This is a genomic window from Marinobacter gelidimuriae, from assembly GCF_000372805.1.
Classification (GTDB): Bacteria; Pseudomonadota; Gammaproteobacteria; order Pseudomonadales; family Oleiphilaceae; genus Marinobacter; species Marinobacter gelidimuriae.
This window is the reverse complement of sequence record NZ_KB889894.1, coordinates 1-25,879: the sequence shown is the minus strand read 5'-3', so window position 1 is coordinate 25,879 and position 25,879 is coordinate 1. Positions and strand designations below refer to the sequence as shown.

25 protein-coding genes and 2 pseudogenes are annotated in these 25,879 nt (G+C 55.2%); 17 read left to right on the top strand and 10 right to left on the bottom strand.

Annotation, left to right across the window (positions count from 1 at the left end):
- A pseudogene (locus A3OI_RS0111460) lies at window positions 1-189 on the bottom strand (IS66 family transposase); the annotation flags it as partial.
- Between the two features lie 342 nt (window positions 190-531).
- Complete coding sequence (locus A3OI_RS24450; RefSeq protein ID WP_018404408.1) at window positions 532-1,122, bottom strand: cold-shock protein; 591 nt, start codon at window positions 1,120-1,122, stop codon at window positions 532-534.
- 122 nt (window positions 1,123-1,244) lie between these two features.
- Here A3OI_RS24450 and A3OI_RS0111450 point away from each other — a divergent pair, with 122 nt between their 5' ends.
- Window positions 1,245-1,463: a SlyX family protein gene (locus A3OI_RS0111450; RefSeq protein WP_007349882.1), complete on the top strand. Its 219-nt coding sequence runs from the start codon at window positions 1,245-1,247 to the stop codon at window positions 1,461-1,463.
- 56 nt (window positions 1,464-1,519) lie between these two features.
- On the opposite strand, the gene dapE is transcribed toward A3OI_RS0111450, so the two are convergent.
- The 3 genes from dapE to A3OI_RS0111435 form a co-directional block, all read right to left on the bottom strand.
- Window positions 1,520-2,668, bottom strand: coding sequence for a succinyl-diaminopimelate desuccinylase (dapE, locus tag A3OI_RS0111445; RefSeq protein ID WP_018404407.1), 1,149 nt, complete (start codon window positions 2,666-2,668; stop codon window positions 1,520-1,522).
- An 11-nt stretch (window positions 2,669-2,679) separates the two neighbouring features.
- On the bottom strand, window positions 2,680-3,708 hold the full coding sequence (dapD, locus tag A3OI_RS0111440) for a 2,3,4,5-tetrahydropyridine-2,6-dicarboxylate N-succinyltransferase (protein ID WP_018404406.1): 1,029 nt from the start codon (window positions 3,706-3,708) through the stop codon (window positions 2,680-2,682).
- Between the two features lie 115 nt (window positions 3,709-3,823).
- Window positions 3,824-5,212 carry an RNA-guided endonuclease InsQ/TnpB family protein gene (locus tag A3OI_RS0111435; protein WP_018404405.1) on the bottom strand — a complete coding sequence of 463 codons (1,389 nt, stop codon included), beginning with the start codon at window positions 5,210-5,212 and terminating at the stop codon, window positions 3,824-3,826.
- Between A3OI_RS0111435 and tnpA the strand changes: the two genes are divergently transcribed.
- Window positions 5,211-5,615, top strand: coding sequence for an IS200/IS605 family transposase (tnpA, locus tag A3OI_RS0111430; RefSeq protein ID WP_018404404.1), 405 nt, complete (start codon window positions 5,211-5,213; stop codon window positions 5,613-5,615). The two genes, A3OI_RS0111435 and tnpA, sit on opposite strands and share 2 nt — an antisense overlap.
- Before the next feature lie 59 nt (window positions 5,616-5,674).
- Here the strand turns inward: tnpA and A3OI_RS24305 are convergent.
- The 4 genes and pseudogenes from A3OI_RS24305 to map all read right to left on the bottom strand — a co-directional run.
- Window positions 5,675-5,794, bottom strand: a pseudogene (locus tag A3OI_RS24305) (arsenate reductase); the annotation flags it as partial.
- Complete coding sequence (gene dapC / locus A3OI_RS0111420; RefSeq protein WP_018404402.1) at window positions 5,794-6,999, bottom strand: succinyldiaminopimelate transaminase; 1,206 nt, start codon at window positions 6,997-6,999, stop codon at window positions 5,794-5,796. The gene dapC and the pseudogene A3OI_RS24305, both read right to left, overlap by 1 nt.
- Window positions 6,996-9,641 (bottom strand): [protein-PII] uridylyltransferase, encoded by a 2,646-nt coding sequence (locus A3OI_RS0111415; RefSeq protein WP_018404401.1) that lies wholly within the window; start codon window positions 9,639-9,641, stop codon window positions 6,996-6,998. The genes dapC and A3OI_RS0111415 overlap by 4 nt, the downstream gene beginning before the upstream one ends.
- The gene (gene map, locus A3OI_RS0111410) at window positions 9,642-10,412 is read right to left on the bottom strand and encodes a type I methionyl aminopeptidase (protein WP_018404400.1); all 771 of its coding nucleotides are present in this window, start codon (window positions 10,410-10,412) and stop codon (window positions 9,642-9,644) included.
- A gap of 269 nt (window positions 10,413-10,681) precedes the next feature.
- Between map and rpsB the strand changes: the two genes are divergently transcribed.
- The 15 genes from rpsB (at window position 10,682) to rnhB (ending at window position 25,259) form a co-directional block, all read left to right on the top strand.
- Window positions 10,682-11,425, top strand: a complete 744-nt coding sequence (gene rpsB / locus A3OI_RS0111405; protein WP_018404399.1) for a 30S ribosomal protein S2 — start codon at window positions 10,682-10,684, stop codon at window positions 11,423-11,425.
- Window positions 11,426-11,527: 102 nt separating this feature from the next.
- Window positions 11,528-12,397, top strand: coding sequence for a translation elongation factor Ts (gene tsf / locus A3OI_RS0111400; RefSeq protein WP_018404398.1), 870 nt, complete (start codon window positions 11,528-11,530; stop codon window positions 12,395-12,397).
- 102 nt (window positions 12,398-12,499) lie between these two features.
- Window positions 12,500-13,228 carry a UMP kinase gene (gene pyrH / locus A3OI_RS0111395; protein ID WP_018404397.1) on the top strand — a complete coding sequence of 243 codons (729 nt, stop codon included), beginning with the start codon at window positions 12,500-12,502 and terminating at the stop codon, window positions 13,226-13,228.
- A gap of 78 nt (window positions 13,229-13,306) precedes the next feature.
- Complete coding sequence (gene frr / locus A3OI_RS0111390; protein ID WP_018404396.1) at window positions 13,307-13,864, top strand: ribosome recycling factor; 558 nt, start codon at window positions 13,307-13,309, stop codon at window positions 13,862-13,864.
- 66 nt (window positions 13,865-13,930) lie between these two features.
- On the top strand, window positions 13,931-14,698 hold the full coding sequence (gene uppS / locus A3OI_RS19985) for a polyprenyl diphosphate synthase (RefSeq protein ID WP_018404395.1): 768 nt from the start codon (window positions 13,931-13,933) through the stop codon (window positions 14,696-14,698).
- A 24-nt stretch (window positions 14,699-14,722) separates the two neighbouring features.
- Window positions 14,723-15,565, top strand: coding sequence for a phosphatidate cytidylyltransferase (locus tag A3OI_RS0111380; RefSeq protein ID WP_018404394.1), 843 nt, complete (start codon window positions 14,723-14,725; stop codon window positions 15,563-15,565).
- Window positions 15,565-16,749, top strand: coding sequence for a 1-deoxy-D-xylulose-5-phosphate reductoisomerase (gene ispC / locus A3OI_RS0111375; RefSeq protein ID WP_026224154.1), 1,185 nt, complete (start codon window positions 15,565-15,567; stop codon window positions 16,747-16,749). The genes A3OI_RS0111380 and ispC overlap by 1 nt, the downstream gene beginning before the upstream one ends.
- A 54-nt stretch (window positions 16,750-16,803) precedes the next feature.
- Complete coding sequence (gene rseP, locus A3OI_RS0111370) at window positions 16,804-18,153, top strand: RIP metalloprotease RseP (protein WP_018404392.1); 1,350 nt, start codon at window positions 16,804-16,806, stop codon at window positions 18,151-18,153.
- Window positions 18,154-18,195: 42 nt separating this feature from the next.
- On the top strand, window positions 18,196-20,517 hold the full coding sequence (bamA, locus tag A3OI_RS0111365; RefSeq protein WP_018404391.1) for an outer membrane protein assembly factor BamA: 2,322 nt from the start codon (window positions 18,196-18,198) through the stop codon (window positions 20,515-20,517).
- Window positions 20,518-20,566: 49 nt separating this feature from the next.
- On the top strand, window positions 20,567-21,064 hold the full coding sequence (locus tag A3OI_RS0111360) for an OmpH family outer membrane protein (RefSeq protein ID WP_018404390.1): 498 nt from the start codon (window positions 20,567-20,569) through the stop codon (window positions 21,062-21,064).
- 52 nt (window positions 21,065-21,116) lie between these two features.
- Window positions 21,117-22,142, top strand: coding sequence for a UDP-3-O-(3-hydroxymyristoyl)glucosamine N-acyltransferase (gene lpxD / locus A3OI_RS0111355; protein WP_018404389.1), 1,026 nt, complete (start codon window positions 21,117-21,119; stop codon window positions 22,140-22,142).
- Window positions 22,143-22,153: 11 nt separating this feature from the next.
- Entirely contained in the window at window positions 22,154-22,591 is a 438-nt protein-coding gene (gene fabZ, locus A3OI_RS0111350; protein ID WP_026224153.1) for a 3-hydroxyacyl-ACP dehydratase FabZ, read from the top strand.
- Window positions 22,591-23,382, top strand: a complete 792-nt coding sequence (gene lpxA / locus A3OI_RS0111345) for an acyl-ACP--UDP-N-acetylglucosamine O-acyltransferase (protein WP_018404387.1) — start codon at window positions 22,591-22,593, stop codon at window positions 23,380-23,382. Before fabZ ends, lpxA begins: the two co-directional genes overlap by 1 nt.
- Before the next feature lie 15 nt (window positions 23,383-23,397).
- The gene (gene lpxB, locus A3OI_RS0111340; protein ID WP_018404386.1) at window positions 23,398-24,585 is read left to right on the top strand and encodes a lipid-A-disaccharide synthase; all 1,188 of its coding nucleotides are present in this window, start codon (window positions 23,398-23,400) and stop codon (window positions 24,583-24,585) included.
- A gap of 20 nt (window positions 24,586-24,605) precedes the next feature.
- Entirely contained in the window at window positions 24,606-25,259 is a 654-nt protein-coding gene (rnhB, locus tag A3OI_RS0111335; protein ID WP_026224152.1) for a ribonuclease HII, read from the top strand.
- A 10-nt stretch (window positions 25,260-25,269) separates the two neighbouring features.
- Here rnhB and A3OI_RS0111330 read toward each other — a convergent pair.
- Window positions 25,270-25,879: IS1595 family transposase (locus A3OI_RS0111330; protein WP_018404384.1), on the bottom strand; the 610-nt coding region annotated here is incomplete at its 5' end.

Sequence of the window (25,879 nt, the reverse complement as noted above, 5' to 3'; positions counted from 1 at the left end):
ATCCGGATCCTGAGACGGCGGCTTACGGCTGTTTGCACTGTGGGTGTTAATCCGCCCACTCAGTCTCTGGACCAGCACCATCAGCAACTCGATGGCCGTCCGCATGGAAGGCGCGACGGTTGTGTCTGCTTGGCGTTGTTGTCTGACGTCCGCCAGCGCAGCGTCGACATCAATGTTAGTGATCTTCATGGATCTGAGTACCGTNGAGTGATGCATTATTATCGCACGACTTTTTCAGGTCGAATTTTTCGTCCTGAGCGCGGATTTGACGGGGTTTTTCAAATCGACGTCGCCCCGGGGATGGACAACAAAACGAAAGGGCCGTGAAGGGATCCTGGAGGCCTTGCGCGCCGCTTTATGGGTTTGCGTTGAGTGTGGCCTAAATTCATGAAATTGGGGCTAAAACCCTGTCAAGAACTTTTTTAGAAAATTTGAGTTGAATAGTTACCACATTATCAAACTAAAAAAGGGATGGAGCTTTTGGCTCCACCCCTTTTTTAGTTCTAGCAGCGAATGAAAACCTGGTGTAGGTTATTCGCTGAGAATTGACACGTTATCGGCCTGCAGGCCTTTGTCGGCGTCAATCACGCTGAAGCGCACCAGCTGACCCTGGCGCAAAACGCGGCGACCACTGCCACGAATAGCGCGGAAGTGAACAAAGATTTCATCACCGCTGTCGCGAACAATAAAGCCGAAGCCTTTTTTCACGTTGAACCATTTAACGGTGCCGTCTTCGTCGCCCTCAGGGGTGCTGTCGTCGAAGTCGTCATCGTCATCGTGGTGCATGTTACCGCTTTTTTTAGCCGGTACAGGGGCACGACGAGGCGCTGCAGGTGCGCGGGGCTGAGCGGCTTTAGCGGGCGCAGCGGCCGGTTGTTTGGCGCTGACCGCAACGGTGATAAAATCAGCAATGGCAAATATCACCACGGCAATCACGTAAGCGGCAATGCCCTGGGCGCTGCCCAGAACGAAGGGGGTGCTGTTGGCCGCGGCACTGGTTTCAGACTGGGACAGAATCTGGAACAGCTCCGGGGTAAAGGAAACCAGCAAAAAGCCGAGAATAAAGGGAGCGGGAATCGCGATCAGTAAGGCAGCAACGATCGCTTTGGCTGGATTACGCATGTGAATTGAAAATCTCCTGAATGATAACGCTAACGATAAATAACCGGATATGGGGTAAAATGACACTTCCGGCTGCATGAAGGCGGCATCTTAACAGATAACGGCAGGAACTCACTAAAACCATGACGGATAAACGACTGGAACACCGGCTTGACGAGCTGGAAATGCGGATTGCGTTTCAGGACGACGTAATAAACACGCTGAGCGAGCAGATGGCGACTCAGGAGTTGGAGCTGCGTCAGCTGTGGGAGGCCAAACAGTTACTGCACAGGCAGTTGAAAGAAGTGTCTGGTTCTAACCTTCGCAGTGAAGAAGAAGAAACCCCGCCGCCCCATTACTGAGGCAGCAGAGCGTTAACGCTTTACATGGCCATTGTATGAGCCAGGCAAGGTACTTTTCAGGCCAATAACTCCACCAGAATTTCTTCGTAAATCTGCGATAAGGTGTCCAGGTCGTCTGCGCTGACGCATTCATTCACTTTATGAATGGTAGCGTTTATGGGCCCCAGTTCCACCACCTGAGCACCCGTAGGCGCGATAAAGCGACCGTCGGACGTGCCGCCAGACGTAGATAGCTCGGTTTCACGGCCGCAAACTCTGGCAATGGCCGCTGTTGACGCCGACACCAGCGCGCCTTTGTCGGTCAGAAACGGTCGGCCACTCAAATGCCACTGCAAATCGTAATTCAGCGAGTGTCTCCCCAATACTGCCACAACCCGCTCTTCCAGGCTTTCGGCGGTGCTTTCCGTACAATAGCGGAAATTGAAGTGCACCAGGCATTCGCCGGGAATTATATTACTGCCGGTGCCGGCTTCCACCTTGGTAATCTGGAAAGTGGTGGGCGGAAAGTAATCGTTGCCGTTGTCCCAGAATTCCTGCGCCAGATCGTGCAGCGCCGGAGCTACTTTATGTATCGGGTTTTCGGCCAGGTGCGGATAAGCCACGTGGCCTTGCACGCCGTGAACTGTCAGGTAGCCGTGCAGTGAGCCGCGGCGGCCATTTTTGATCACATCGCCCACCTCAACCGTGCTGGACGGCTCGCCGATCAGGCACCAGTCGATCTTCTCGTTGCGGGCTTCCAGGGTTTTAATCACTTTTACCGTGCCATCGCCGGCCGGGCCTTCTTCGTCGCTGGTAATCAGCAACGCAATGGAGCCGCGGTGGTTCGGGTGCTTGCCCACAAAGCGTTCGCAGGCGGTAACAAAAGCTGCCAGGCTGCCTTTCATATCCGCGGCGCCGCGGCCGTGCAGCATGCCGTCTTTTATAATCGCTTCAAACGGTGGTATGGCCCAGTTTTTCTCCGGGCCCGTGGGCACTACGTCGGTGTGCCCGGCGAAGGCCAGAACCGGTCCTTCCGAACCTTTTCGAGCCCACAGATTGTCTGTGGTGCCAAAACGCAGGTTTTCTTCGGCAAAGCCCAGAGGTGCCAGGCGCGACATCATCAGCGGCTGACAGCCGGCGTCGTCGGGCGTCACCGACGGCCGGCGAATCAGATCCATCGCCAGCTTGAGGGTCGGTGACAGGGCCTTATTGGGTAAAGCAGTCATAAAGGTCCCTATCAGTTGTTGGCGTGCAGCTCGTGGTTCAGCTCAATGGCCGACTTGTTGGTTTTACATTCCACCGCACCGTTTTCACTGTTGCGACGGAACAGCAGGTCTGACTTGTTGGCCAGATCGCGGGTTTTGATGACTTCTACCAGTTTGCCTGCGTCGTCTAGCAGCGCCACTTTGGTGCCGGAAGTCAGGTACAGGCCGGCTTCTACGGTGCAGCGGTCGCCCAGGGGAATACCAATACCGGCGTTGGCGCCAATCAGGCAGTTTTCACCCACTGAAATAATGATGTTGCCGCCGCCAGACAATGTGCCCATGGTGGAGCAGCCGCCGCCCAGGTCAGAGCCTTTGCCAACCATTACGCCGGCTGAAATACGGCCTTCGATCATACTGGTGCCTTCGGTACCGGCGTTGAAGTTGATAAAGCCTTCGTGCATCACCGTGGTGCCCTCGCCCACATAGGCGCCCAGGCGAACCCGAGCGGTGTCGGCAATACGCACGCCCTGGGGCACTACGTAGTCAGTCATCTGCGGGAACTTATCTACCGATTTTACCTCCAGAGTGCGGCCTTCAAGGCGCGCTTGCAGCTGGCGCTCAGGAAGCTCGGCCAGGTCAATGGCGCCTTCGTTGGTCCAGGCCAGATTTGGCAGCAGGCCAAATATGCCGTCCAGTTTCAGGCTGTGGGGCTTTGTCAGGCGGTGGGATATCAGCTGCAGCTTAAGGTAAACCTCGGGCGTGCTGCTGGCGGCATCGTCGGTTTCCAGTAAAGTGACGACGACCGGGCGTTCGCTGCGGGCGGCTTTTTCGGCTAGCGCGGCCTGATCGGTCTGGCCGATTTGACGCAGGCCGCTTGCCAGCTGGCTAAGTTGCTCGGCGTTGGCGCTGATGGCCTGATTGCCGCCTTGAAAGTCCAGAGCACCGCGAACCACGTCTAGCAGCGTTTTATCGGGGATCATCAAGGGCTGTTGATAAAAAACTTCCAGCCATTCGCCCTGATTGTTCTGTGTGCCAATACCAATACCGAATGCAAAGCTCATCGGGTGTGTGTTCCTGTGTTGTCAGTGAATTATGTTTTGTGATGTCTGGCTAATGTCAGTGAGTGAACTACCAACACTAAATCGAAGATTTTGAGTTGGTATCTGGGTAAACTTACTACGCGGCCATCGGCTGCGCAGCATTTTCCCTTCTAATAACGATGGATTTGTGTGGCATAAGATCCATCATTATGGGGTTGGACACGAACCCCTTACAGGCTAGCCCTAAGGCCTCACCCGTTGCTTTTCTGAGGATATTAAGAGCACCGTTGATGTCGGCGTTTATAATCCCGTGCTTGCTTTGATACAACCCTCGGCGAATTCGCTTTCCGCTGAATATTGGTACGACATTTTTGGGTTTTTCGCCATAAACAGGTGGGAAGTCATTGTCCAAAGCCGACGCTTTGGAGGTGTATGACTCTTCCTGAATGACGGTGGTTATGCCCAGTCCGTGGCATTTGTATTGGATTTGAGCGATCAGGATGGAATGCGGAATATCGACAAATTTCTGGTTGTTCACTTTCCCGATATTGATCTTTTGTTTCCAATTCGCGTTGTAGCCAATAACCAGCGTGCCGATATTGTTTTCCAGGCAACAAGAGGCAACCTTGCTGGACGCTCTGTGCAGCAAGTCCTTCATCCGGCGATGACGTTTGTTGGTCACAGCGCGAATGTGAGCGTATTTTCCCTGCGAGCGAAGTTTAGCCACACGTTTGTTGTACCAGGCATTGATCGATTTCAGCGCTTTACCGTTGATCAGAACAGGGCGAACGCTCGGCTGATCGGTTGCGAGTGCGATAAGATTATTGATGCCTAAATCGATCCCAGCCTTGCGGGATTTGTCGAGAAGACGGCAGAAACAGCCCGCCTCCACGATTTTTGATTCGTCGTAGATGATTTCAATAATGAAGCAGTTGCCTTTGGGTACGATGCGCACCTCAAGCGCAACGGTGTCAACCACCAAAGCGTTCCAGTTTTGCGAAAAACGAAACTGTGTTTTGACCGGTGGTAGCACGTCATTGGCAAAATACACCGTGCCTTCGACCACCTTAAAGCCGTTTCTTCCAATGTGCACGGTGGCCGCTTTGCGGGCGTAACGCGGTTTCTGGGGTCGGGCTTTGAAGGCCGAGGGTGTTTTCTTGAAAGCCGCTAAGGCGGCAAAAAAAGTTTTCCACTCCTGACCGACAATCTGCGTACTCCGCTGGGCAATGGCTGATGGAAGCTTGGTGTACAACTCTCGATTGTTTTTCTTGAGCCATTTATCAGCGTCGCGGTGCGACAGCGTTTGATCTTTGCCGTCAGGATGGTGTTGCATTAAATAGGAGGTGGCGTTTTTGATTCTATGAGCAATCTGAGCGCAATAGCCAGCCCCACGAAACGCCTCATGCCGTTTTCGTATGACGATTTGCTGGGTGCGAATATGCGTTGATTTCGTTTTGCTCATGTTGTTAATATTACAGCCAGCCAAAATTGGTGTCAATTTTTTATACAGTGGTATTTCCAGCATGAAACGAAGCCATAACTCCTGCATCTACAAGCTGCAATATCATTTGGTGTTAGTCACCAAATATCGAAATAAATGCCTGAATGACGAGATGCTACTCTGGCTTGAAGATGAGTTTATCCGACTGTTAAGCGCCGATGATTGCGGTTTGGACGAGTTCAACGGCGAAGCCGATCACATACACGCACTCATCACGCTTCACCCGATGGTCACGCCAGCAAAACTGATCAACACGCTGAAAACCGTCAGTAGCCGGATGATCAAGAAGGAGTATGGCGCCCAGCTCAAAGAGTTTTACTGGGGCACAAACGCTCTGTGGAGCCGATCGTACTGTTTATTGTCGGTGGGTGGCGCACCGATCAGCGTTCTTCGTGCGTACATTGAAAACCAGGACCGACCCAAATAGGCGCTATCCATCCAACACTAAATCAGAAATTTTGAATTGGAATTCCGCGCAGTTCGTTAAAGCGCGCTGCTCAATCCGTCTTTTTTGAAATCATGAAACTGGTATTCAATGCGGTGCTCGTCTAGCCATTTCTGGGCTTTTTTTACCGTGTCGCAGTTGCGAATGCCGTACAGTTTTATCACGAATTTGCCCTTACAAAGGCCACGATGCGCTCCGCAGCTTCGACGCATTCCTGCAATGGCGCCACTAACGCCATGCGTATGCGGTTTTCACCCGGGTTGTAGCCATCCACCGTGCGCGACAGGTAGCGCCCTGGTAGCACGTGTACATTCTGTTGCGCCGAAAGCTCACGGGCGAACACTTCGTCATTCATTCCCGCCGGAGTTTGCGGCCATAAATAGAACCCGGCGTCTGGAAAATCGACGTCCATCACCTGGCGCAAAATAGGCACTATGGCTTCAAACTTGGCGCGATAAGCGCGGCGGTTTTCTTTTACGTGTTCTTCATCGCCCCAGGCGGCAATGCTGGCCAATTGGTTGTGGATGGGCATGGCGCAGCCGTGGTAAGTGCGGTATTTCAAGAAGCCTTCAAGAATGCGCGCATCACCGGCAACAAAACCAGAGCGCAGGCCTGGCAGATTGCTGCGTTTAGACAGGCTATGAAACACCACGCAGCGGGCAAAATCGTTGCGGCCAATGGCTGCGCAAGTTTGCAGTAAGCCTTCAGGAGGGTTGGCTTCATCCGGGTAAAGTTCGGTATAGCACTCATCGGAAGCCACAATAAAGTCGTGCTCATCAGCTAATTCAAGCACCCGGGCCAGGGTGGCGCGCGGAATGACTGACCCGCTGGGGTTGCCCGGCGAGCATAAAAACAGAACCTGGCACTGCAGCCAGACCTGCGGGTCAACCGCATTAAAATCCGGGATGAAGTCATTGCTGCTGTCGCAGGCCAGGTAAACCGGAGTGGCACCGGCCAGGAAAGCCGCGCCTTCATAGACTTGATAAAACGGATTGGGGCTGACCACGGTGGCAGCCTTACTACGGTCGACCACCGCCTGCACCAGCGAGAAAATGCCTTCGCGGGTGCCGTTCACCGGCACTATGTGGTGGGCTGCGGTTAGCGAGCCCGGTGCCAGCGCAAAGCGTTTTGTGGCCCATTGGCTGATGGCTTCGCGCAGCTCGTCGGTGCCTTTTGTGGTGGGGTAGTTGCCAAGCCGGGCTAGATTGTCTGCTACTACCTGCTTTATAAACTCCGGGGCAGGGTGCTTGGGCTCACCAATACCCAGGGAGATGGGCTCCAAGTGCGCGGGCCCGGTCGCGCCGGCTTTCAGCTGTGCCAGTTTTTCAAACGGGTAGGGGTGAAGTCGGTCTAAATCGGGGTTCATCGAATGTTATCCAAAGTTTTACACAAGTCGTCCTGCAAGGCCTGGCAGGCAGCGGGGTCGTGCAGCGCGTCACCGTTTTCGTCGGTCACAAAGAATATGTCTTCCACCCGCTCGCCCAAAGTGGCAATTTTTGCGGTGGTCAGGCGTACCCGGTGTTCCAGCAGAATCTGGCCTATACGAGCCAGCAGGCCGGGGCGGTCTGGGGTGACCACTTCCACCACAGTACGCAGGTTAAATCGGTCGTTAGACAACAGTACCTCGGTGGGAAAAGCAAAGTGCTTCAACTGCCTTGGCGTGCGCCGGTGGATAATGTCCGGGTAGTCCTCGGGGTCGTCCAGTTCTTCAATCAGCCGACTTCTTACCCGTTCTTTGCGATCCGGGTCTATACCCAGGGGTTGGCCGTGGTCGTCCAGCACCACGTAGGAGCTGATGGACCAAGGCCCGTCGCTAGAGCTAATACGGGCATCCACAATGTTCAGATTTAATTGCTCCAGCACCGCCGTCGTGGCGGCAAACGAAGCGGTGCGGTTTTTCATATAAATGATGATCTGTGAATAACCGTCAGTCGGACCACCGCGGGTATCACGAATAAGCACCAGCGGGTCTGCATCATCGCCATGGCGGATAATGGCCGCGGTTTGCCAGGCGATATCGATGGGGGAGTCCTGAAGAAAATAGTCTTCGTCGACCGTGTTCCACAGGTCATCAATCTGGACGTCGCTGAAATGCTGGGCGCGCAGAATCTCGCGGGCCTCGGATTGGGTGGCGTTCACCCACTCCTGGCGATCTATGCGGGTGTCGGTGCCGCGGCGCAGAGCCCTTTCTGTTTCCACATACAGCTGCCTTAACAGCGATGCGCGCCACGTGTTCCAAAGTTTGGGGTTGGTGGCGCTAATGTCGCACACGGTCAGAATGTACAGGTAATCCAGATGCGCCTGGCTGAGCACGGCGCGGGCAAATTCGTGAATGATGTCCGGGTCGGAAATGTCTTTGCGTTGGGCCGTCATCGACATCAGCAGATGATTTTCCACCAGCCACGACGCCAGCTGGGTGTCGCGATCGCTCAGATGGTGGCGCTTGCAGAAGGCTTCGGCGTCAATGGCACCCAGCTCTGAATGATCACCACCGCGACCTTTGGCTACATCGTGATAGAGCCCGGCAATAAACAGAGTTTCCAGTTTCGGCAGGCGATGAATCAGCCTTGAGGCTAGCGGGTAGTCTTCACTGCTGGTGGCGTTGTGTAGGCGCACCATGTTGCGGATAACGCCCATGGTATGCGCGTCCACCGTGTAAATATGGAACAGGTCGTGTTGCATCTGCCCGATAATGCGGCCAAATTCCGGCAAATATCGGCCCAGCACGCTGTATTTCTTCATGGTCACCAGAGTTTGATCGAGCTTGTCTGGCGTGCGCAGCAGTTCCATAAACAGCGAGGTGGCCGCTAAATTCGCGCGAAAGGCGTCGTCAATCAGGTGGCGGTGGGCCCGCAGTGAACGAATAGTGGTGGCGCGTATGCCGCGAATAGCCGGGTTCTGCGCCATCAGCACAAACAGCTCCATAATCGCGAAGGGCGCGTAGGCGAATACCTGGTTGTTGATGGCTTCAATATAGTGATTGCGAATCTGGAAACGCTTGTTGATAGGCTGGATAACATCTTCCTGCCCGCTGCCCAGAATGGCCTCATCATAATGCTGCAGAATCACGTCGGTCAGCTCGGCCAGAGCCAACACTGCGCGGTAGTAGGACTGCATCATCAGTTCAACGCCCAGGCGCTCGCCTTCATCCCGGTAGCCCAGCATATTGGCCAGGCCGCGCTGATAGTCAAATAGCAGGCGGTTTTCATTGCGCTTGGCCAACAGCTGCAGTCCGTATCGAAGCCGCCACAGCAGGGTTTCGCCTGCGCGCAGAACCTGGTGCTCGTCTTCGGTCAGCACGCTGAACTGGGTCAGGTCAGCAGTGCTGTGCAAACCGAAGTGGCGTTTGGTGATCCAGCCGATGGTCTGGATGTCGCGCAACGCGCCGGGGGCGCCTTTAATATTGGGTTCCAGATTGTATTCGGTGTTGCTGTACTTGGTGTGGCGCTCTTCCTGTTCTGCACGCTTGGCAATGAAATACTCGCGGTCGGTGCTTATCTCATCTGAAAAAGCCAGCTCTGACAGCTCCCTGCGTAAATCGTCTGGCCCGGCGATGGTACGGGTTTCCAGCAGGTTGGTCAGAATGGTGATGTCGCCGCGAGCGGCATCGGTGCTTTCGTCAATGCTGCGTACGCTGTGGCCAATGTCCAGTTTCAAGTCCCACAGCAGGGTAATGAACGCGCCAAGGTCATCGCGCCATTCGGGGTCGGTGCCCGTGCGGGTCAGAATCAGCAAGTCAATGTCGGAGTAGGGGTGCAGCTCGCCGCGGCCGTAACCGCCCACGGCAATTAACGCCACGTTGTTGGAGCGCGCTAGCGGATAGCGATTCCAGATATGGCGCAATACCGTATCGACCGTGTCAGAGCGCGCTTTTACCAGCGCTCGAACATCCGAACCCTGTTCAAAAGCGGCCGCGTCTGCCTGCTGTCGCTCCTGCAATAGCGTGCGGGCGGCGGAAACCGGTGAAGCGTCATGGCTAATGCGGTGTTCCAGCTCGCCCGCTGCCATTTAAAATGACTCTTCTTTGCGTTTGGTCAACACTTCATGACCGTCTGCAGTCACAAGAATGGTGTGTTCCCACTGGGCTGACAGCTTGCGGTCTTTGGTGACCGCGGTCCATTCGTCTGGCAGCACTTTGGTGTGGTACTTGCCTTGATTGATCATCGGTTCGATGGTGAAAATCATACCTTCTTTGAGTTCCAGGCCGGTGCCGGGTTTGCCGTAATGCATCACCTGTGGCTCTTCATGAAACACCTGACCAATGCCGTGGCCACAATAGTCACGAACTACCGAAAATCGGTGTTTTTCAGCGTGCTGCTGGATCACATGTCCGATATCGCCAAGGTGGGCCCCGGGCTTAACCAGTTCTATACCTTTATACATGCATTCCTGGGTAATCTGGATTAACCGCTCGGTGCCGGGCTTAGGTTTTCCCACCGCCCACATTTTGCTGGTGTCGCCGTGGTAGCCATCTTTTATAATAGTGACGTCAATATTGATAATGTCGCCGTCTTTCAGCACTTTCTGCTCGGTGGGAATGCCGTGGCAAACCACGTGGTTCACCGAGGTGCAGATGGACTTTGGGAAGCCCTTGTAATTCAGCGGCGCCGGGATAGCCTGCTGCTCGTTCACAATGTAGTCGTGGCAGAGCTGGTTCAGTTTTTCGGTGGTCACGCCGGGTTTGACGTGCTCGTCGATCATTTCCAGAACTTCCGCAGCCAGTCGTCCGGCTATGCGCATTTTTGCTATGTCTTCCGGGGTCTTGATGGTGACCTGCATCGATTTTCCTATTAGAAGAGATATATTGGACTGCCATTTTAAGCCCCATGGGCACAAGGTACAACTTAAGAGAACAAGCGGCTCCGGCACAAAATTAATGGCATTGCGCGCCATAAATATGGTATAAACGCGCCCGCTGGAAACGAATCCAGCAAATTCACACACGGGTCGACACGTTGCTCCAGGGTGCCTGCGGTTGTTGAAAACCGCGCATAGGTTGGTGCAATCGGATTCGTGGAGGTCTAACCCGAAGTTACAAGGTAATTATAATGGCTCAAGTACATATGCGTGATCTGCTTAAAGCAGGTGCTCACTTTGGACACCAGACTCGCTACTGGAACCCAAAAATGTCGAAGTACATCTTCGGCGCCCGTAACAAGATTCACATCATCAACCTGGAACAGACCGTTCCGGCTATGAACGATGCTCTTAAATTCGTTGCGCAGCTGACCGAGAACAAGAACAAGATTCTGTTCGTCGGTACCAAGCGCGCTGCTGCGAAGATTATTAAAGAAGAAGCAGAGCGTTCAGGTCAGCCCTTTGTGAACCACCGCTGGTTGGGTGGCATGCTGACCAACTACAAAACCATTCGTCAGTCGATTAACCGCTACCGTGAACTGCAAGGCCATAGCAAAGACGGTACTTTCGACAAGCTGACCAAGAAAGAAGCGCTTGAGCGCAGCCGCGAAATGGACAAGCTTGAGCGTTCCATTGGTGGTATCAAGGATATGGGCGGCCTGCCCGATGCCTTGTTCGTGATAGACGTTGACCACGAGCGTATCGCTATTAAAGAAGCCAACAAGTTGGGTATTCCTGTTATTGGTGTGGTTGACACCAACAGCAACCCTGACGGCGTTGACTACGTAATTCCGGGTAACGATGACGCCATCCGCGCTATCCAGATTTACGTGAAGGCGGTTGCTGACACCTGCCTGGAATCGGCCAACGTTGGCGTGGACGAGTTTGTTGAAGTTAGCGAAGAAGCCCCAAGCGCAGCGCCTGCTGCAGAATAAGGCTTGAGAGCAACGCTTGATTTGCTCTGAGATTCAAAACCTGCCCGGACAGGTTCCGGGCAGGTTTTCCTACCGAATTCGGAAATTTTAAGAGGACCCAACATGGCTGCTATTACCGCTGCAATGGTCAAAGAGCTGCGTGAGCGCACCGGCCTTGGCATGATGGAATGCAAAAAAGCTCTGGTTGAATCGGAAGGCAGTGTAGACGCCGCGATTGAAGAGCTGCGCAAATCATCTGGCCTGAAGGCTGCTAAAAAAGCCGGCCGTACCGCCGCTGAAGGCGTTTCACTGATCAAGATTTCAGACGACCACACCGTGGGCCTGATTTTGGAAGTGAACTCCGAAACCGACTTTGTTGCCCGTGATGATAACTTCATCAACTTCGCCAACGACGTGCTAGACGTTGCGTTCAAAAAGAACGAAACCGACGTTGCCGTGTTGATGGCGGGCGATCTGGAAGCCAAGCGCGAAGCGCTGGTCCAGAAAATCGGCGAGAACATCAGCGTACGTCGCATCGTGCGCATTGAAGGCGCGGTTGTGGGCGGCTACGTTCACAGCACCAACAAGATTGCTGCCGTGGTTGCTTTGACCGCAGGTGACGCAGAGCTGGCCCGTGATATCGCCATGCACGTTGCTGCAGTAAACCCGCGCATCGCCAAGCCTGAAGATATGCCGGCTGAAGAGCTGGAACAAGAAAAGGCGATCATCAAGGCGCAGCCGGATATGGCAGGCAAGCCGGCTGAAATCGTTGAAAAAATGATGGGCGGTCGCATCAAGAAATACTTGGCTGAAAACAGCCTGATTGAACAGCCGTTCGTTAAAAACCCGGAGCAAACCGTGGGCCAGCTGGTGACAGCGGCCGGTGGCGAGCTGACTGGCTTCCTTCGCGTAGAAGTAGGCGAAGGCATTGAGCGGGAAGAAGTTGACTTTGCTGCCGAGGTTGCTGCCGCATCCGGTATCAACAAAGGCTGATTTCAGCTTCGGAAGCTGCCTGATTGATCGGCGGCTTCGTTCAAGCCTGCCGCATCGCGCCGCCGCTTTGCGCTGCAGCCAATAGGCCAGAAGGGGATCCGCATGTCGACAACGTCCAAAACTCAGCCCAGATACAAGCGTATCCTGCTAAAGCTCAGCGGTGAGGCCCTGATGGGTGATCTTGGTTTCGGTATCGACCCCAAGGTTCTGGACCGCATGGCGCTGGAAATTGGTGCACTGATTGGTATTGGTGTGCAGGTTGGCCTGGTTATTGGTGGCGGTAATCTGTTCCGTGGCGAAGCCCTGAGCGCGGCCGGTATGGACCGCGTTAGCGGCGACCATATGGGCATGCTGGCCACCGTAATGAACGGCCTGGCTATGCGTGACGCCCTGGAGCGTTCCAACATCCGCACCCGTGTTATGTCTGCCATCCCCATGAGTGGTATTGTGGAGCATTACGATCGCCGCCGCGCTGTGCGCGATCTGAAAGACGGCGACGTGGTTATTTTCTGTGCGGGTACCGGCAATCCCTTCTTTACCACCGATTCTGCGGCCTGCCTGCGCGGTATCGAAATCGAAGCCGACGCGGTACTGAAGGGCACCAAGGTAGACGGCGTATATTCAGCCGACCCCTACCTGGACAGCACAGCGGTAAAATACGACTCCCTGACTTATGACGAAGTATTGGATAAAAAACTGGGCGTGATGGACTTGACGGCCATCTGTCTGGCCCGCGACCACGGCATGCCGCTGCGGGTATTTGATATGAATAGCCCCGGGGTTCTGACCCGCATCGTGACAGGCGAAAAAGTAGGTACTTTTATTGAATAGTCGATTGACTGATCGATTGGATAGTTGATTGAATAATCCGGCAGGGTCCGGTTTTACGAACAAATCGAGGATTGGCAAGTGATTAACGAGATCAAAACGGAAGCTGAAACCAAAATGACCAAGAGCATTGAAGCTCTGGCGTCAGCGTTTAACAAAATCCGAACCGGCCGCGCACATCCTTCCATTCTGGATAGCGTGATGGTGAATTACTACGGCCAGGAAACGCCGTTGAGGCAGGTAGCCTCGGTGAATGTGGAAGACAGCCGTACATTGACGGTGTCACCTTGGGAAAAAAACCTGGTTCCGCAGATTGAAAAGGCCATCATGACCTCCGACCTGGGACTTAATCCGTCTACCAGCGGTGACCTTATTCGGTTGCCTATGCCGATGCTGACCGAGGAAACCCGTAAAAACATGGTCAAGCAGGCCCGCGCTGACGCAGAACACGGCCGGGTTTCAGTGCGCAACGCCCGTCGCGATGCCAACAGCACGTTAAAAGAGCTGCTGAAAGACAAAGACATCAGCGAAGACGACGAGCGCCGCGGCGAAGAAGAAGTGCAAAAGCTGACCGACCGCTTTATTGCGGAAGTGGAAAAGTTATTGAAAGCCAAAGAAGAGGATTTGATGGCGGTTTGATGCCGGCATTTTGAGGGTACAACACTCACGGTTGCCATAAGGCGCGGCGGCCGCACAGGGGATGTTATGACCGCAACTGTTTCCGCAGCAATTCCGGAATCGGCACCAAGCCGACCGAAACATGTTGCCGTTATCATGGACGGTAACAATCGTTGGGCCAAGGCCCGGCGTCTTAAAGGTGTGGCCGGTCACAAGGCTGGTGTGGACGCCGTCCGCGCCGTGGTGGAAACCTGTGCCCGCGAGGGTGTCAAGGTTGTTACCCTGTTTGCGTTTTCCAGTGAAAACTGGCGCCGCCCGCAAGACGAAGTCTCCGCATTGATGAAACTGTTTGTGTTTGCGTTGGAGCGCGAAGTGCGCAAACTGCATCGCAACAATATTTGCCTGCGTCTTATTGGTGAACGCTCGGCTTTCAGCCCCCTGTTACAGAATTTGATGGCGAAAGCCGAAACACTCACCGCTGACAATACAGCGATGACCCTGGTGATCGCCGCCAATTACGGTGGCCAATGGGACATCACGGACGCCACCCGTAAAATTGCCGGAAAAGTCGCAAGCGGTCAGTTGCAGCCATCGGACATCACCGAAGACCTGATTCAAAGCCACTTGAGCCTGGGTGACTTGCCCATGCCAGACTTGATGATTCGTACCGCCGGCGAACAGCGCATAAGCAATTTTATGTTGTGGCACCTGGCGTATACCGAGTTCTATTTCTCGCCGGTGTTTTGGCCGGACTTCAAGCGACCGCAGATGCAGGAAGCGCTGGCCGCTTACGCCGCAAGGCAAAGACGTTTTGGCCAGACGGATGACCAGGTCGCGGCCCGATCGTCGCTCTGATAACACAACAAGAGCAGGTTCACTGTGCTTAAAACCCGGATAATAACTGCGTTGATTCTGGCGCCCATTGCTATTGGTGGCGTTTTCTTCCTGCCACCTGTGGGTTTTGCAATTTTTACCGCCGCGCTGATTGCCCTGGGTGCCTGGGAGTGGGCCAATATGACGGGGCTGATAGCGCAGCCTGCACGCGTTGGCTACAGCGCCGCTGTATTGCTGGTATTGGCGGCTCTATACACAATGACTGCACAGGGTGTGCTCTGGTTAGCGTTGCTTTGGTGGCTGGCCGGTTTTGGTCTGGTGGCTTCTTATCCCAAAAATTCTGCGCGTTGGGGCTCGGTTCCTGCACGGGCGGCCATGGGCCTGCTGGTGTTGGTGCCGGCCTGGGTTGGCCTGAATTATTTGCGCAGCGGCGAGTTCAAATTTGCGTCGACCGATAACAATCTGTTGTTGATTCTGTATGTGTTTGCGCTGGTGTGGGTAGCCGATATCGGCGCGTATTTTTCTGGCCGAAAATTTGGCAATGCCAAGCTGGCGCCTCGGGTCAGTCCGGGTAAATCCTGGGCCGGAGTATGGGGCGGTTTGGCGGCGGTTGCGGTTTTTGCATGGGTGGTTAGTCAAACACTTGGCGCCGGGGCTGGGCAATCGGTTGCTCTGATGGTTATTTCCGTTGTGACCGCTGCTGTGTCGGTGCTGGGCGACTTGTTCGAGAGCATGCTTAAGCGCTTTCGCGGCATCAAAGACAGCAGTCGGCTGCTTCCCGGGCACGGCGGTATTATGGACCGCATAGACAGTCTGACTGCGGCCATACCCATATTTACCCTGCTTGTTATTCAACTTGGTTGGCTTAATGTTGGACCCTTATCTTGATGCAACGCCGCCATCTATCAGTGCTGGGGGCCACCGGTTCTATCGGTTTAAGTACGCTGGATGTCGTGCGTCGTCACCCACAGCGTTTTTCAGTGTACGCTCTGACAGCTTGCTCAAGCGTTGAGGCAATGGCCACTTTGTGCCGTGAGTTTGAACCGGCCATTGCCGTAATGGCTGATGGGCCAGCGGCTGAAAAACTGCGCGAGGCCTTGTCTGACTTACCGCATATACGAGTGCTGACCGGTGAAGCCGGCCTGACTGAGGCGGCGACTAGCCCGGGGGTTGATACGGTGATGGCGGCCATTGTGGGTGCGGCTGGCTTGCCGTCAACTCTTGCCGCGGTGCGCGCTGGCAAGCGGGTTTTACTGGCCAACAAAGAAGCGCTAGTGATGTCCGGGCGCCTGTTCATGGACGCTGTGGACGAATCGGGCGCGGAATTGCTGCCCATTGATTCCGAGCACAACGCCATATTCCAGTGCATACCGGCCGACCGTATTCGCCAGCCCGATGCCGCGGGCATTACCCGTATTTTGCTGACCGCCTCGGGCGGGCCTTTCCGTGAAATGCCAGCGGCGGACATGGCACTGGTAACGCCCGATCAGGCCTGCGCCCACCCCAACTGGTCCATGGGCCGGAAAATATCTGTCGATTCTGCCACCCTTATGAATAAAGGGCTGGAACTGATCGAAGCCTGTTGGCTGTTCAACATCTCGCCGGAAAAAATTGAAGTGCACGTTCATCCGGAGAGTATTATCCACTCTATGGTGGAATACGCCGACGGCTCGGTGCTGGCGCAGTTGGGCAGTCCGGACATGCGTACGCCGATTGCCAACGGCTTGGCCTGGCCAGAGCGTATCGAAGCTGGCGTAGCACCGTTAGACCTGTTTGCGATTGGCCGATTTCACTTCGAGCATCCGGATACCGAGCGCTTTCCGTGTTTGCGCCTGGCCGCAGAAGCCTTTAAAACGGGTGGTACCGCACCGACAGTGCTCAACGCCGCCAACGAGGTCGCGGTGGAAGCTTTTTTGCAGGGCAGGGTTCGCTTTACTGACATCCCCGTTATTATAGACCAAACTCTGGCCGCCGTTGCTGCCGTTCCGGCTGACAGTTTTGACATTATTTTCAGCAAAGATTCTGAAGCGCGGCAGTTTGCCAGCGCCCGGGTGGCTGAGCTGGCATGCTGAAGTCAGAGTCGTGTTTTTGCTGTCGCTGCGGCAGTCATTATTCCAAGAGGCGCTATGCAGATCATTGAGACCATTCTTTCGCTGGCGTTAACGCTGGGCATTCTGGTGACCATTCATGAATACGGGCATTTCTGGGTAGCTCGCCGTTTTGGCGTAAAGGTTCTGCGCTTTTCAGTCGGTTTTGGTAAACCTTTGTGGTCCTGGTATGACCGTCATGGTACTGAGTTCGCCGTGGCTGCGATTCCACTGGGCGGCTACGTAAAAATGCTGGACGCGCGCGAAGGGCCGGTGCCGGCGGAGCTGAGCGATCAGGCTTTTACCTCGAAGTCGCCGTATCAGCGTATTGCCATCGCCGCAGCTGGCCCCGCGGCCAACTTTATTTTTGCGATCGCCGCTTACTGGCTGCTGGCGGTGGTCGGCGTGACCACAGTTGCGCCTATTATCGGCTCGGTAGCGCCGGGCTCGGTGGCCGAGCGCGTAGGCCTTACGCCGGGTATGGAGTTGACGGAAGTTGACGGTCACGGTGTTAACTCTTGGCGCAGCGTTAACATGCGCCTGCTGGAGCGTGCCGGCGAACATGGTACAGTGAGCTTCGCGGTAACCGGCGGCCAGGGCCAAGGCCTATTACAGGGCGAGTTGGGTGGGTGGAGTTTGAGCACCGACACTCCCGACCCGCTCGGCGAATTTGGTATTGTGCCCAATCGCCCGGCTATACCGCCGGTGCTGGGGGTGATCTCTGCAGACGGCCGTGCCAGCGCTGCCGGCCTTCAACCGGGTGATCGCATAATCGCGGTAGATGGCGAACCGGTCGAAGACTGGTTTGGCCTGGTTGAGCGCGTTCGACAATCGCCAGAGCAAAGCCTGGTGCTGCGTTTTGAGCGCGAAGGCGCCGAACGCACGCTGAGCATTGTTCCCGCGGCAAAAACCGCAGACGATGGTGAAATCATTGGCTTGATCGGGGCCGGTGTTCAGGTACCGGAATGGCCGGAAGGTAGCCTTCGCGAAATTAGCTATGGTCCGCTGGTGGCGTTTCCGATTGCGGTTGAAGAAACCTGGGCAGATACCCGCTTGACGCTGGTAGCTATCAAGAAAATGCTGACCGGATTGTTGTCGCCAAGCAACCTGAGCGGGCCCATTACCATTGCCCGTGTTGCCGAAGCCAGCGTGAGTTCCGGATTTGAAGATTTTGTGCGGTTTCTGGCCTATCTGAGTGTCAGCCTTGGCGTGCTGAATCTGCTGCCGGTGCCGGTGCTTGATGGTGGCCATATTTTGTACTACACGATCGAGGCGATCCGCCGTAAGCCGGTGTCGGAGCAGGTGCAGGCCGTTGGATTACGAATTGGTATGGCTTTGATACTGACTTTAATGGTGTTTGCTCTTTACAACGACCTTATGCGGTTGTGAGAATTGCGGCTCCTTAGCGCATTAACCAGGCGAAATATTTGAATGAGACTTACTTTTCTAGGTTTAGCCGTTGGCCTGACAGTGGCCACACTCGGTATAAAGCCCGCGCTTGCGGACACATTCACAATATCGGACATTGAAGTTGAAGGCCTTCAGCGCGTATCTGCGGGTACGGTTTTTGGTTCCTTCCCGATCAATATTGGCGAACAGGTTGACGGCGCCGAGCTGGCAGAGGCCATAAAGTCGCTGTTCCGTACAGGCCTGTTTACGGACATCCAGGCCAGCCGTGATTCCGGTGCGCTGATTTTGACCGTGCGCGAGCGCCCGTCGATCAGCGCCATCAAAATTGACGGCAACAAGAATATCGAAACTGATATGCTTACAGACGCGCTTTCGGGGGCAGGCCTCGAAGAAGGCCAGGTATTCCGCCGTGCAACACTTGAACGGCTAGAGCTGGAGATTCTGCGTTCGTACATTGGCCAAGGCCGGTATAATGCCCGTGTTAAAGCCACGGCCAATGAGCTACCCAGCAACCGCGTTGATATCAGTCTGGATATCAACGAGGGCAGTGTTGCCGCGATTCATCACATTAACCTGGTTGGTAACCAGGAATATAGTGATGACGAGCTAAAAGACCTGCTTGAGCTGCAAAGCACCGGCTGGTGGAACTCCATCACTAACTCTGATAAGTACGCCCGAGAGCGTTTGAGTGGCGACTTGGAAACCCTTCGGTCCTTTTATCTAGACCGTGGTTTCCTGGATTTCAGCGTAGAATCCAGCCAGGTGTCCATATCGCCGGACAAGCAAAAAGTGTTCATCGTCATCGCACTGCACGAAGGCCGCGAGTACACGCTGTCTGATATTCGCTTGCGCGGCAACCTTATTGTGCCGGAGCAGGGATTGCGTGATCTGATTCCGGTAAAAGTGGGTGATGTGTTCTCACGTGCCCAGATGACTGCTATTTCCGAAAGTTTGTCATTCCGTCTGGGTCGGGAAGGTTACGCGTTTGCTGATGTGAACGCGGTACCTGAAACGTCTGAAGACGGCACCGCAGCGGTGACTTTTTTTGTTGAACCGGGCAAACGCGCCTACGTGCGCCGAGTGAATTTCTCTGGCAACGTGTCTACTCGCGACGATGTACTGCGCCAGGAAATGACCCAGATGGAAGGCGGTATTGCGTCCTCTGACCGGATTGAATACTCCAAAGTTCAGCTTGAACGCCTGGGCTTTTTCAAAGGCGTGAACGTTGAAACCGTCCCGGTACCCGGCACCGACGATCTGGTAGACGTAAACTACAGCGTTGAAGAGCAGCCCACCGGCAGCTTGTCCGCCTCTGTTGGCTTCTCTCAGGATTCGGGCGTTATCCTTGGTGCCAGCGTGTCTGAAAATAACTTTTTCGGAACCGGCAAGCGGGTATCGTTTGGAGTGAACGTCAGCGACTCTGTTAAAAGTGCCAACGTGTCCTATCTGGATCCGTACTACACGGTTGACGGTGTCAGCCGAGGTTTCAGTGTATTTGCTCGTAAAACGGATTACGAAGAGGAAGATATCTCATCCTACCTGCTGGATGAGTATGGTACGCGGGTTACCTTTGGCTACCCCATTGACAGTATTACACGTCTGAATTTTGGCGCAGGTTACACCTTGTCAAAAGTGAAGGAAGGCATCTTCAGCGCCCAGGAAGTGAGCGATTTTATTGACGAAGAGGGTGATGCCTTTAATAACTTTTTCCTGTTCGGCAGCTGGCGCCAGAGCACCCTGAACCGCGGTATTCTGCCTTCGGACGGCTATAGCCATTCGCTGTCGCTTGACGTCGCGGTGCCGGGCAGTGACCTGACCTTCTACAAGGTGGGGCACAAAACCGACTTCTACTTCCCGTTGACCGACTCCCAGCGCTGGGTTCTGCGAACCCGCACCGAAATTGGCTACGGTGATGGTTACGGTGATCGTACCGTGATGCCGTTTTATGAGCATTACTATTCCGGCGGTTTTGGCTCAGTTCGTGGCTTTCGAGCCAACTCTCTGGGTCGCCGCGCGCAGAATAGCAATCCGCTGGACCTTTCCGAACCCGATCCTTTCGGTGGTAACCTGCTCACAGAAGCGGGCGTGGAGCTGATATTGCCAACGCCTTTTGCTGGCGATACTCGCTCAATGCGCACCTCGATATTCCTCGATGGCGGCCAGGTATTCGATACAGATCGTGATTTTAGTCCGAACCTCGGGGACGTACGTTTCTCCGCGGGTATCGGCTTCCAATGGATTACCGCGGTGGGCCCTCTGGCGTTCAGCCTGGCTAAACCGTTGAACGACGAACCCGGTGACGATACCCAAGTATTCCAGTTCTCGTTGGGTCAGACGTTCTAGCGTGTTTTCAAACGAGATTTATCATAAAAATGAAACAAGGAGAAAATCGATGTCCCGTATAACCCTGATTGTGGCTGCGGCCGTAATGGCACTGTCGTTCCCTGCCATGGCCGACACCCGTATTGGTGTGGTCGACTTGCGTCAGGCCTTGTTTGCTTCGAACAGCGCAAAAGTCTTCAGCGAAAAACTGCAGCGGGATTTCGCCGGCGACGAAGTAGACGTTCGTGAAGCGCAGGAAAAGGCGCGGGCAATGCAGGATCGTCTGCAAAAAGATGGCGCCATGATGAACGACAGTGAGCGGGAGAAGCTGGCCGGCGAATTCCAACAGACCGTGCAACAGTTCAATGCCATGAAGCAACGCCTGGACACCACCGTGTCACAGCGCAAACAAGCGTTCCTTGAAGCGGCTCGTCCGCAGGTAGATGTCGCGGTAAAAGAACTGCTGGACGAAAACGACCTGGATTTGATTTTACCGAGCGAAGCCGTGGTTTACGTGATACCGGATCTGAACTTGACCGAGAAGCTTCTGGAGAAACTGAACCGTTAAGTCGGGTTGCTATGAACCCTTACCTTAACGCCGTAGTGCCGGGAGACCTGCGATGACAGCACCGTCTTATCTGCTGGGTGATATCGCCCGCGAGCTGGGCGCAGACCTTAGGGGTGATCCGCAACAGCGCATCACCGGGCTGGCCACCTTGCAGTGCGCAGGCCCCGAGCAAATCAGCTTTCTGGCGAATCCGTCATACGGCAAACACGTTGCCGGCAGTCAGGCTGGTGCCATTATTGTTTCGCCTGAATTCGCTGCGCTGGCCACCTGCAGCGCGCTAGTGATGGATAATCCCTATCTGGGCTATGCCCGTTTGAGCCACTGGTTTGACACCACGCCGAAACCCCCTGCCGGTGTTCATTCCAGCGCGGTGATTGACCCCTCTGCACGCATCGGAGCCGGGGTCAGTGTTGGCGCCCAGGTGGTCATTGAGGCTGATGTAGGCATTGGCGAAGGCGTGGTTGTCGGCCACGGCTGCGTGATTGGTGCCCGCACCCGTATTGGGCGCGACAGTCTTCTGCGACCCCGGGTTACTTTGGCCCACGACGTGGTTATAGGGCAGCGTTGCCATATTCTCAGCGGCGCAGTTATTGGTTCGGACGGCTTCGGCTTTGCTAACGAGCGGGGTGTTTGGCATCGCATCGCACAGATTGGCCGGGTAGTTTTGGGTAATGACGTAGAAGTGGGCGCTAATACCACCATTGACCGCGGCGCATTGGACGACACGGTGATTGGTAACGGCGTAAAACTTGATAACCTGATTCAGATCGCTCATAACGTTCACATAGGCGATCACAGCGCGATGGCCGCTAAAGTGGGTATTTCCGGAAGTACCCGCATTGGCAGCCACTGCGTGTTCGGCGGTGCGGCCGGTGTGGCCGGGCACCTGACCATCAGCGATGGTGTGCAGCTCACGGGTATGACACTGGTAACCGGCGACATCAGCGAACCTGGCGTTTATTCGTCTGGAACCAGCGCCGAAACCAACCGGCAATGGCGCAAAAACGCAGTGCGTTTCCGTCAGCTGGACGCCATGGCCAGACGGCTAAAAGAATTGGAAAAGAAATCAGAGGGCTGAGGCCGATCAACATGATGTACATTAACGAAATTCTTGAATACTTGCCGCACCGCTACCCGTTTTTGCTGGTGGACCGGGTAACTAACCTTGAAAGCGGCAAGTCCATCAAGGGCTACAAAAATATCTCGTTTAACGAGCAGTTTTTTGAAGGCCACTTTCCTGACAACCCGATTATGCCGGGTGTGTTGATTATAGAGGCCATGGCTCAGTTGTCCGGTATTCTGGGTTTTGTCACTGTAGGCCGCAAACCGGCTGATGGCTTGGCGCAATACCTGGCGGGTGCCCGCAAGGTGCGTTTTAAACGTCCGGTGCTGCCAGGCGACCAGTTATGCATGGAGTCTGAAGTTATGTCGACCAAGCGCGGCATCTGGAAATTCGAGTGCCGTGCCCTGGTTAATAACGAAGTGGTCTGTATCGCAGAAATCCTGACTGCAGAGCGAGAAGTTTGATGGTGCCACGTGACCGGTCCGGTGTGCATCCCCAAGCGATTGTTGATGCCTCAGCCAAGCTTGCAGATAACGTGACCGTTGGGCCCTGGAGTCACATAGGCCCGGGTGTTGAGATCGGGGAAGGCACCGAGATTATGTCCCATGTGGTCATCAAAGGGCCAACCGTTATTGGTCGCAATAATCGAATTTTTCAGTTTTCCAGCGTTGGCGAAGAATGCCAGGATAAAAAGTACGCTGGTGAGCCTACCCGCCTGGTGATTGGCGACAACAACACCATCCGTGAAAACTGCACCGTGCATCGCGGCACCGTGCAAGATCAGGGTGAAACCCGCATCGGTAACGGCAACCTGCTGATGGCGTATGTGCATGTCGCCCACGACTGCGTGCTGGGCGACAACACCATACTGGCCAATTGCACCACCCTGGCCGGACACGTAACGGTGGATGACTACGCCATACTGGGCGGCGGTACCATGGTGCATCAATTCTGCCACATTGGCGCCCACAGCATGGCGGCTGGCGGCAGTATCGTGCTGAAAGACATACCGGCATACGTTATGGCCAGCGGCCAGTCTGCGCAGCCCCACGGCATGAATGTGGAAGGCCTGAAACGCCGCGGTTTTGGTAAAGACATTCTGGTCAGTCTGCGTAGAGCCTATAAGGTGATTTATCGCCAGGGGCTGACCACCGAGCAAGCCATCAAAACGCTGGAAACCGACTTTGCTGACCTGCCAGAAATTACACCGTTGATTGAATCGCTGCGCCGGGCCAATCGCGGCATCATTCGCTGAACGGGTAGGCTGACATTGCAAAACCCCGAATCCTGCATCACCTTTGGCATCATCGCCGGTGAAGCTTCTGGTGATATCCTCGGTGCAGGACTGATTCGGTCCCTGCGCAAACGCTACCCCAACGCCCGCTTTGCCGGTATCGGCGGTGAAGAAATGATGGCCGAAGGCTTCCAGTCCCTGGTGCCTATGGAGCGGTTGAGCGTTATGGGTCTGGTGGAAGTGCTGGGCCGTATCGGTGAGCTGGTGCGCATTCGCCGCCGCCTGCTGGATTTCTTTCTGACCACCCCCCCTGCGGTGGTGATCGGTATCGATTCCCCAGATTTCACTTTGGCAGTAGAGCGCCGCTGCCGCGAGGCCGGCATGCCCACGGTGCATTACGTCAGCCCATCGGTGTGGGCCTGGCGTAAAAAGCGCATCTTCAAGATTGCCAAATCCGTTGACTTAATGCTGACCCTGTTTCCGTTCGAAACCGATATTTATCACCAGCACAACATACCTGTAGCGTTTGTTGGCCACCCTCTGGCGGACCGCATTCCAATGCGACCAGATACCGCTCAGGCGCGGGCAGACTTGGGGCTGGAACTCGACAAGCCTGTTCTGGCCATATTGCCAGGGAGCCGTGGGGGAGAAGTAGAGCGCCTGGGCACGCTCTTTCTAGAAGCTGCGCGCTGGTTGCAGCAGCGCGTCCCCGATTTGCAACTGGTGATCCCTTGCGCTAACCGTGAGCGCGAAAAGCAGATTCGTGGCATTACTGAAGCTCTGGAGCTGAGCTTGCCAGTGACCATTGTGAAAGGCCGTTCCCGGGAAGTCATGGCGGCTTCTGATGCGGTATTGCTGGCTTCTGGCACCGCTACCCTGGAAGCCATGCTGCTGAAAAAGCCCATGGTGGTGGGTTACCGGCTTAGTGACTTCAGCTACAGAATACTGTCGCGTATGGTGCAGATACCCCACATCGCCTTACCTAACTTACTCGCTCGCCAGGAACTGGTGCCAGAACTCCTGCAAGAGGCCGCTACGCCGGAAGCGCTGGGCGCCGCCGTACTCAGCCAGCTTGAAGACACCTCAAAGCGCGAGCAGCTGATTGAATCCTTCACCGAGCTGCACCTGACCCTGCGGCAGAACGCTGATGAGCAAGCGGCCACGGCCATTGCGGCCCTGCTGGCAGGTGCCCATAACGACAAGGCGCGATTGCTTGAAACTTGAAAGTGCAGGGGCCTCTGATTATGGCCATTAAAACCCCCTTTCCGCCGTTTGTGTGTGACTACCAGGGTGAACTTCTGGCCGGCGTTGACGAAGTAGGGCGCGGCCCGCTGATCGGCGCGGTCGTCACCGCCGCTGTGATACTGGATCCGGCTCGGCCCATAAAAGGCCTGGCCGACTCGAAAAAACTCAGCGAGAAAAAGCGCAACCAACTGTTCGACGAAATCATCGAAAAAGCCACCGCCTGGAGCCTTGGGCGCTGCGAAGCCGAAGAGATTGATCGCCTGAACATTTTCCAGGCCACCATGGTGGCCATGACCCGCGCCGTTGAGGGACTGAACCCGCAACCCGAGTACGTGTTGGTAGATGGTAATCGCTGCCCTGATTGGCGCTGGCCCGCTGCGGCTGTGGTGAAAGGCGATATACGAATAGCCGCCATCAGCGCTGCATCCATTCTGGCGAAAGTAACCCGGGACCGCGAATTACAGGCGCTAGACCAGCAATACCAGGGATACGGCCTGGCGCAACACAAAGGCTACCCAACCGCGGCTCACATGGAGGCGCTGGCACGCCTGGGCGCCACACCCCAGCATCGCCGCTCGTTTCGCCCGGTCAGAGAAGCCCTGAACACCGTCGGCGACTTTAACCCCGACGCACAAGACGATTTGTTTGCATAAGGCGTCCTGATTACGCATAAGAGTCAGCCATCTTTAGCAGCCTATAGGGCATAGGCGGTGTCCGGGCTGCTAATGTCAGGAACCGCGGAAGCATGGCTTTGAGATCGTAGCGCCGATTGAAGCGGTATTCGAACTCAGCGAGGTAGCGAGGGGCATGCTGCTCCCGGATGGCGTGGTAAGTGCCAGTAATCGCGTTCTTGACGTTGCCGAGCAGGGTGTTGACCCAGTTGAACTCAGGATTCGCCATGCTGGCACGACCGCCTCCGGTGATGTGGCGCTCGTGGACGCAGGTGGCCGTGTCGAAGGCCCGGAAACAGTTGAGACCATCGCTGACAACGTGGCTTCCGGGCGCAATGGCCTGTTGGCTATAGCGACGCACCTCGGCCAGGGTAAAGCCACTCACACGGCGAAGCTGAACCCGCATCGGGTGGCCCTCGCTATTAGTTTGTACCGCAGCGACAAAGGGGAATTTATGCTCGGCACCACGACCTGGTTTTCCTGACCGTTCGCCGCCCAGATAGGCGTCATCAATCTCGATGCGGCCGCTGAGCCTCTCTCCCTGGTTGCGATCGTACATGACCTGCAGCACCTTGTGTTTGAGCTTCCAGGCCGTGTTATAA

What these genes read in the sequence shown, in the direction of transcription:
- A3OI_RS24450 (WP_018404408.1), bottom strand. Translation starts at nt 1,122, where the DNA reads ATGCGTAATCCAGCCAAAGCGATCGTTGCTGCCTTACTGATCGCGATT.
- A3OI_RS0111450 (WP_007349882.1), top strand. Translation starts at nt 1,245, where the DNA reads ATGACGGATAAACGACTGGAACACCGGCTTGACGAGCTGGAAATGCGG.
- dapE (WP_018404407.1), bottom strand. Translation starts at nt 2,668, where the DNA reads ATGACTGCTTTACCCAATAAGGCCCTGTCACCGACCCTCAAGCTGGCG.
- dapD (WP_018404406.1), bottom strand. Translation starts at nt 3,708, where the DNA reads ATGAGCTTTGCATTCGGTATTGGTATTGGCACACAGAACAATCAGGGC.
- tnpA (WP_018404404.1), top strand. Translation starts at nt 5,211, where the DNA reads ATGAAACGAAGCCATAACTCCTGCATCTACAAGCTGCAATATCATTTG.
- A3OI_RS0111435 (WP_018404405.1), bottom strand. Translation starts at nt 5,212, where the DNA reads ATGCTGGAAATACCACTGTATAAAAAATTGACACCAATTTTGGCTGGC.
- dapC (WP_018404402.1), bottom strand. Translation starts at nt 6,999, where the DNA reads ATGAACCCCGATTTAGACCGACTTCACCCCTACCCGTTTGAAAAACTG.
- A3OI_RS0111415 (WP_018404401.1), bottom strand. Translation starts at nt 9,641, where the DNA reads ATGGCAGCGGGCGAGCTGGAACACCGCATTAGCCATGACGCTTCACCG.
- map (WP_018404400.1), bottom strand. Translation starts at nt 10,412, where the DNA reads ATGCAGGTCACCATCAAGACCCCGGAAGACATAGCAAAAATGCGCATA.
- rpsB (WP_018404399.1), top strand. Translation starts at nt 10,682, where the DNA reads ATGGCTCAAGTACATATGCGTGATCTGCTTAAAGCAGGTGCTCACTTT.
- tsf (WP_018404398.1), top strand. Translation starts at nt 11,528, where the DNA reads ATGGCTGCTATTACCGCTGCAATGGTCAAAGAGCTGCGTGAGCGCACC.
- pyrH (WP_018404397.1), top strand. Translation starts at nt 12,500, where the DNA reads ATGTCGACAACGTCCAAAACTCAGCCCAGATACAAGCGTATCCTGCTA.
- uppS (WP_018404395.1), top strand. Translation starts at nt 13,931, where the DNA reads ATGACCGCAACTGTTTCCGCAGCAATTCCGGAATCGGCACCAAGCCGA.
- ispC (WP_026224154.1), top strand. Translation starts at nt 15,565, where the DNA reads ATGCAACGCCGCCATCTATCAGTGCTGGGGGCCACCGGTTCTATCGGT.
- rseP (WP_018404392.1), top strand. Translation starts at nt 16,804, where the DNA reads ATGCAGATCATTGAGACCATTCTTTCGCTGGCGTTAACGCTGGGCATT.
- bamA (WP_018404391.1), top strand. Translation starts at nt 18,196, where the DNA reads ATGAGACTTACTTTTCTAGGTTTAGCCGTTGGCCTGACAGTGGCCACA.
- A3OI_RS0111360 (WP_018404390.1), top strand. Translation starts at nt 20,567, where the DNA reads ATGTCCCGTATAACCCTGATTGTGGCTGCGGCCGTAATGGCACTGTCG.
- lpxD (WP_018404389.1), top strand. Translation starts at nt 21,117, where the DNA reads ATGACAGCACCGTCTTATCTGCTGGGTGATATCGCCCGCGAGCTGGGC.
- fabZ (WP_026224153.1), top strand. Translation starts at nt 22,154, where the DNA reads ATGATGTACATTAACGAAATTCTTGAATACTTGCCGCACCGCTACCCG.
- lpxA (WP_018404387.1), top strand. Translation starts at nt 22,591, where the DNA reads ATGGTGCCACGTGACCGGTCCGGTGTGCATCCCCAAGCGATTGTTGAT.
- rnhB (WP_026224152.1), top strand. Translation starts at nt 24,606, where the DNA reads ATGGCCATTAAAACCCCCTTTCCGCCGTTTGTGTGTGACTACCAGGGT.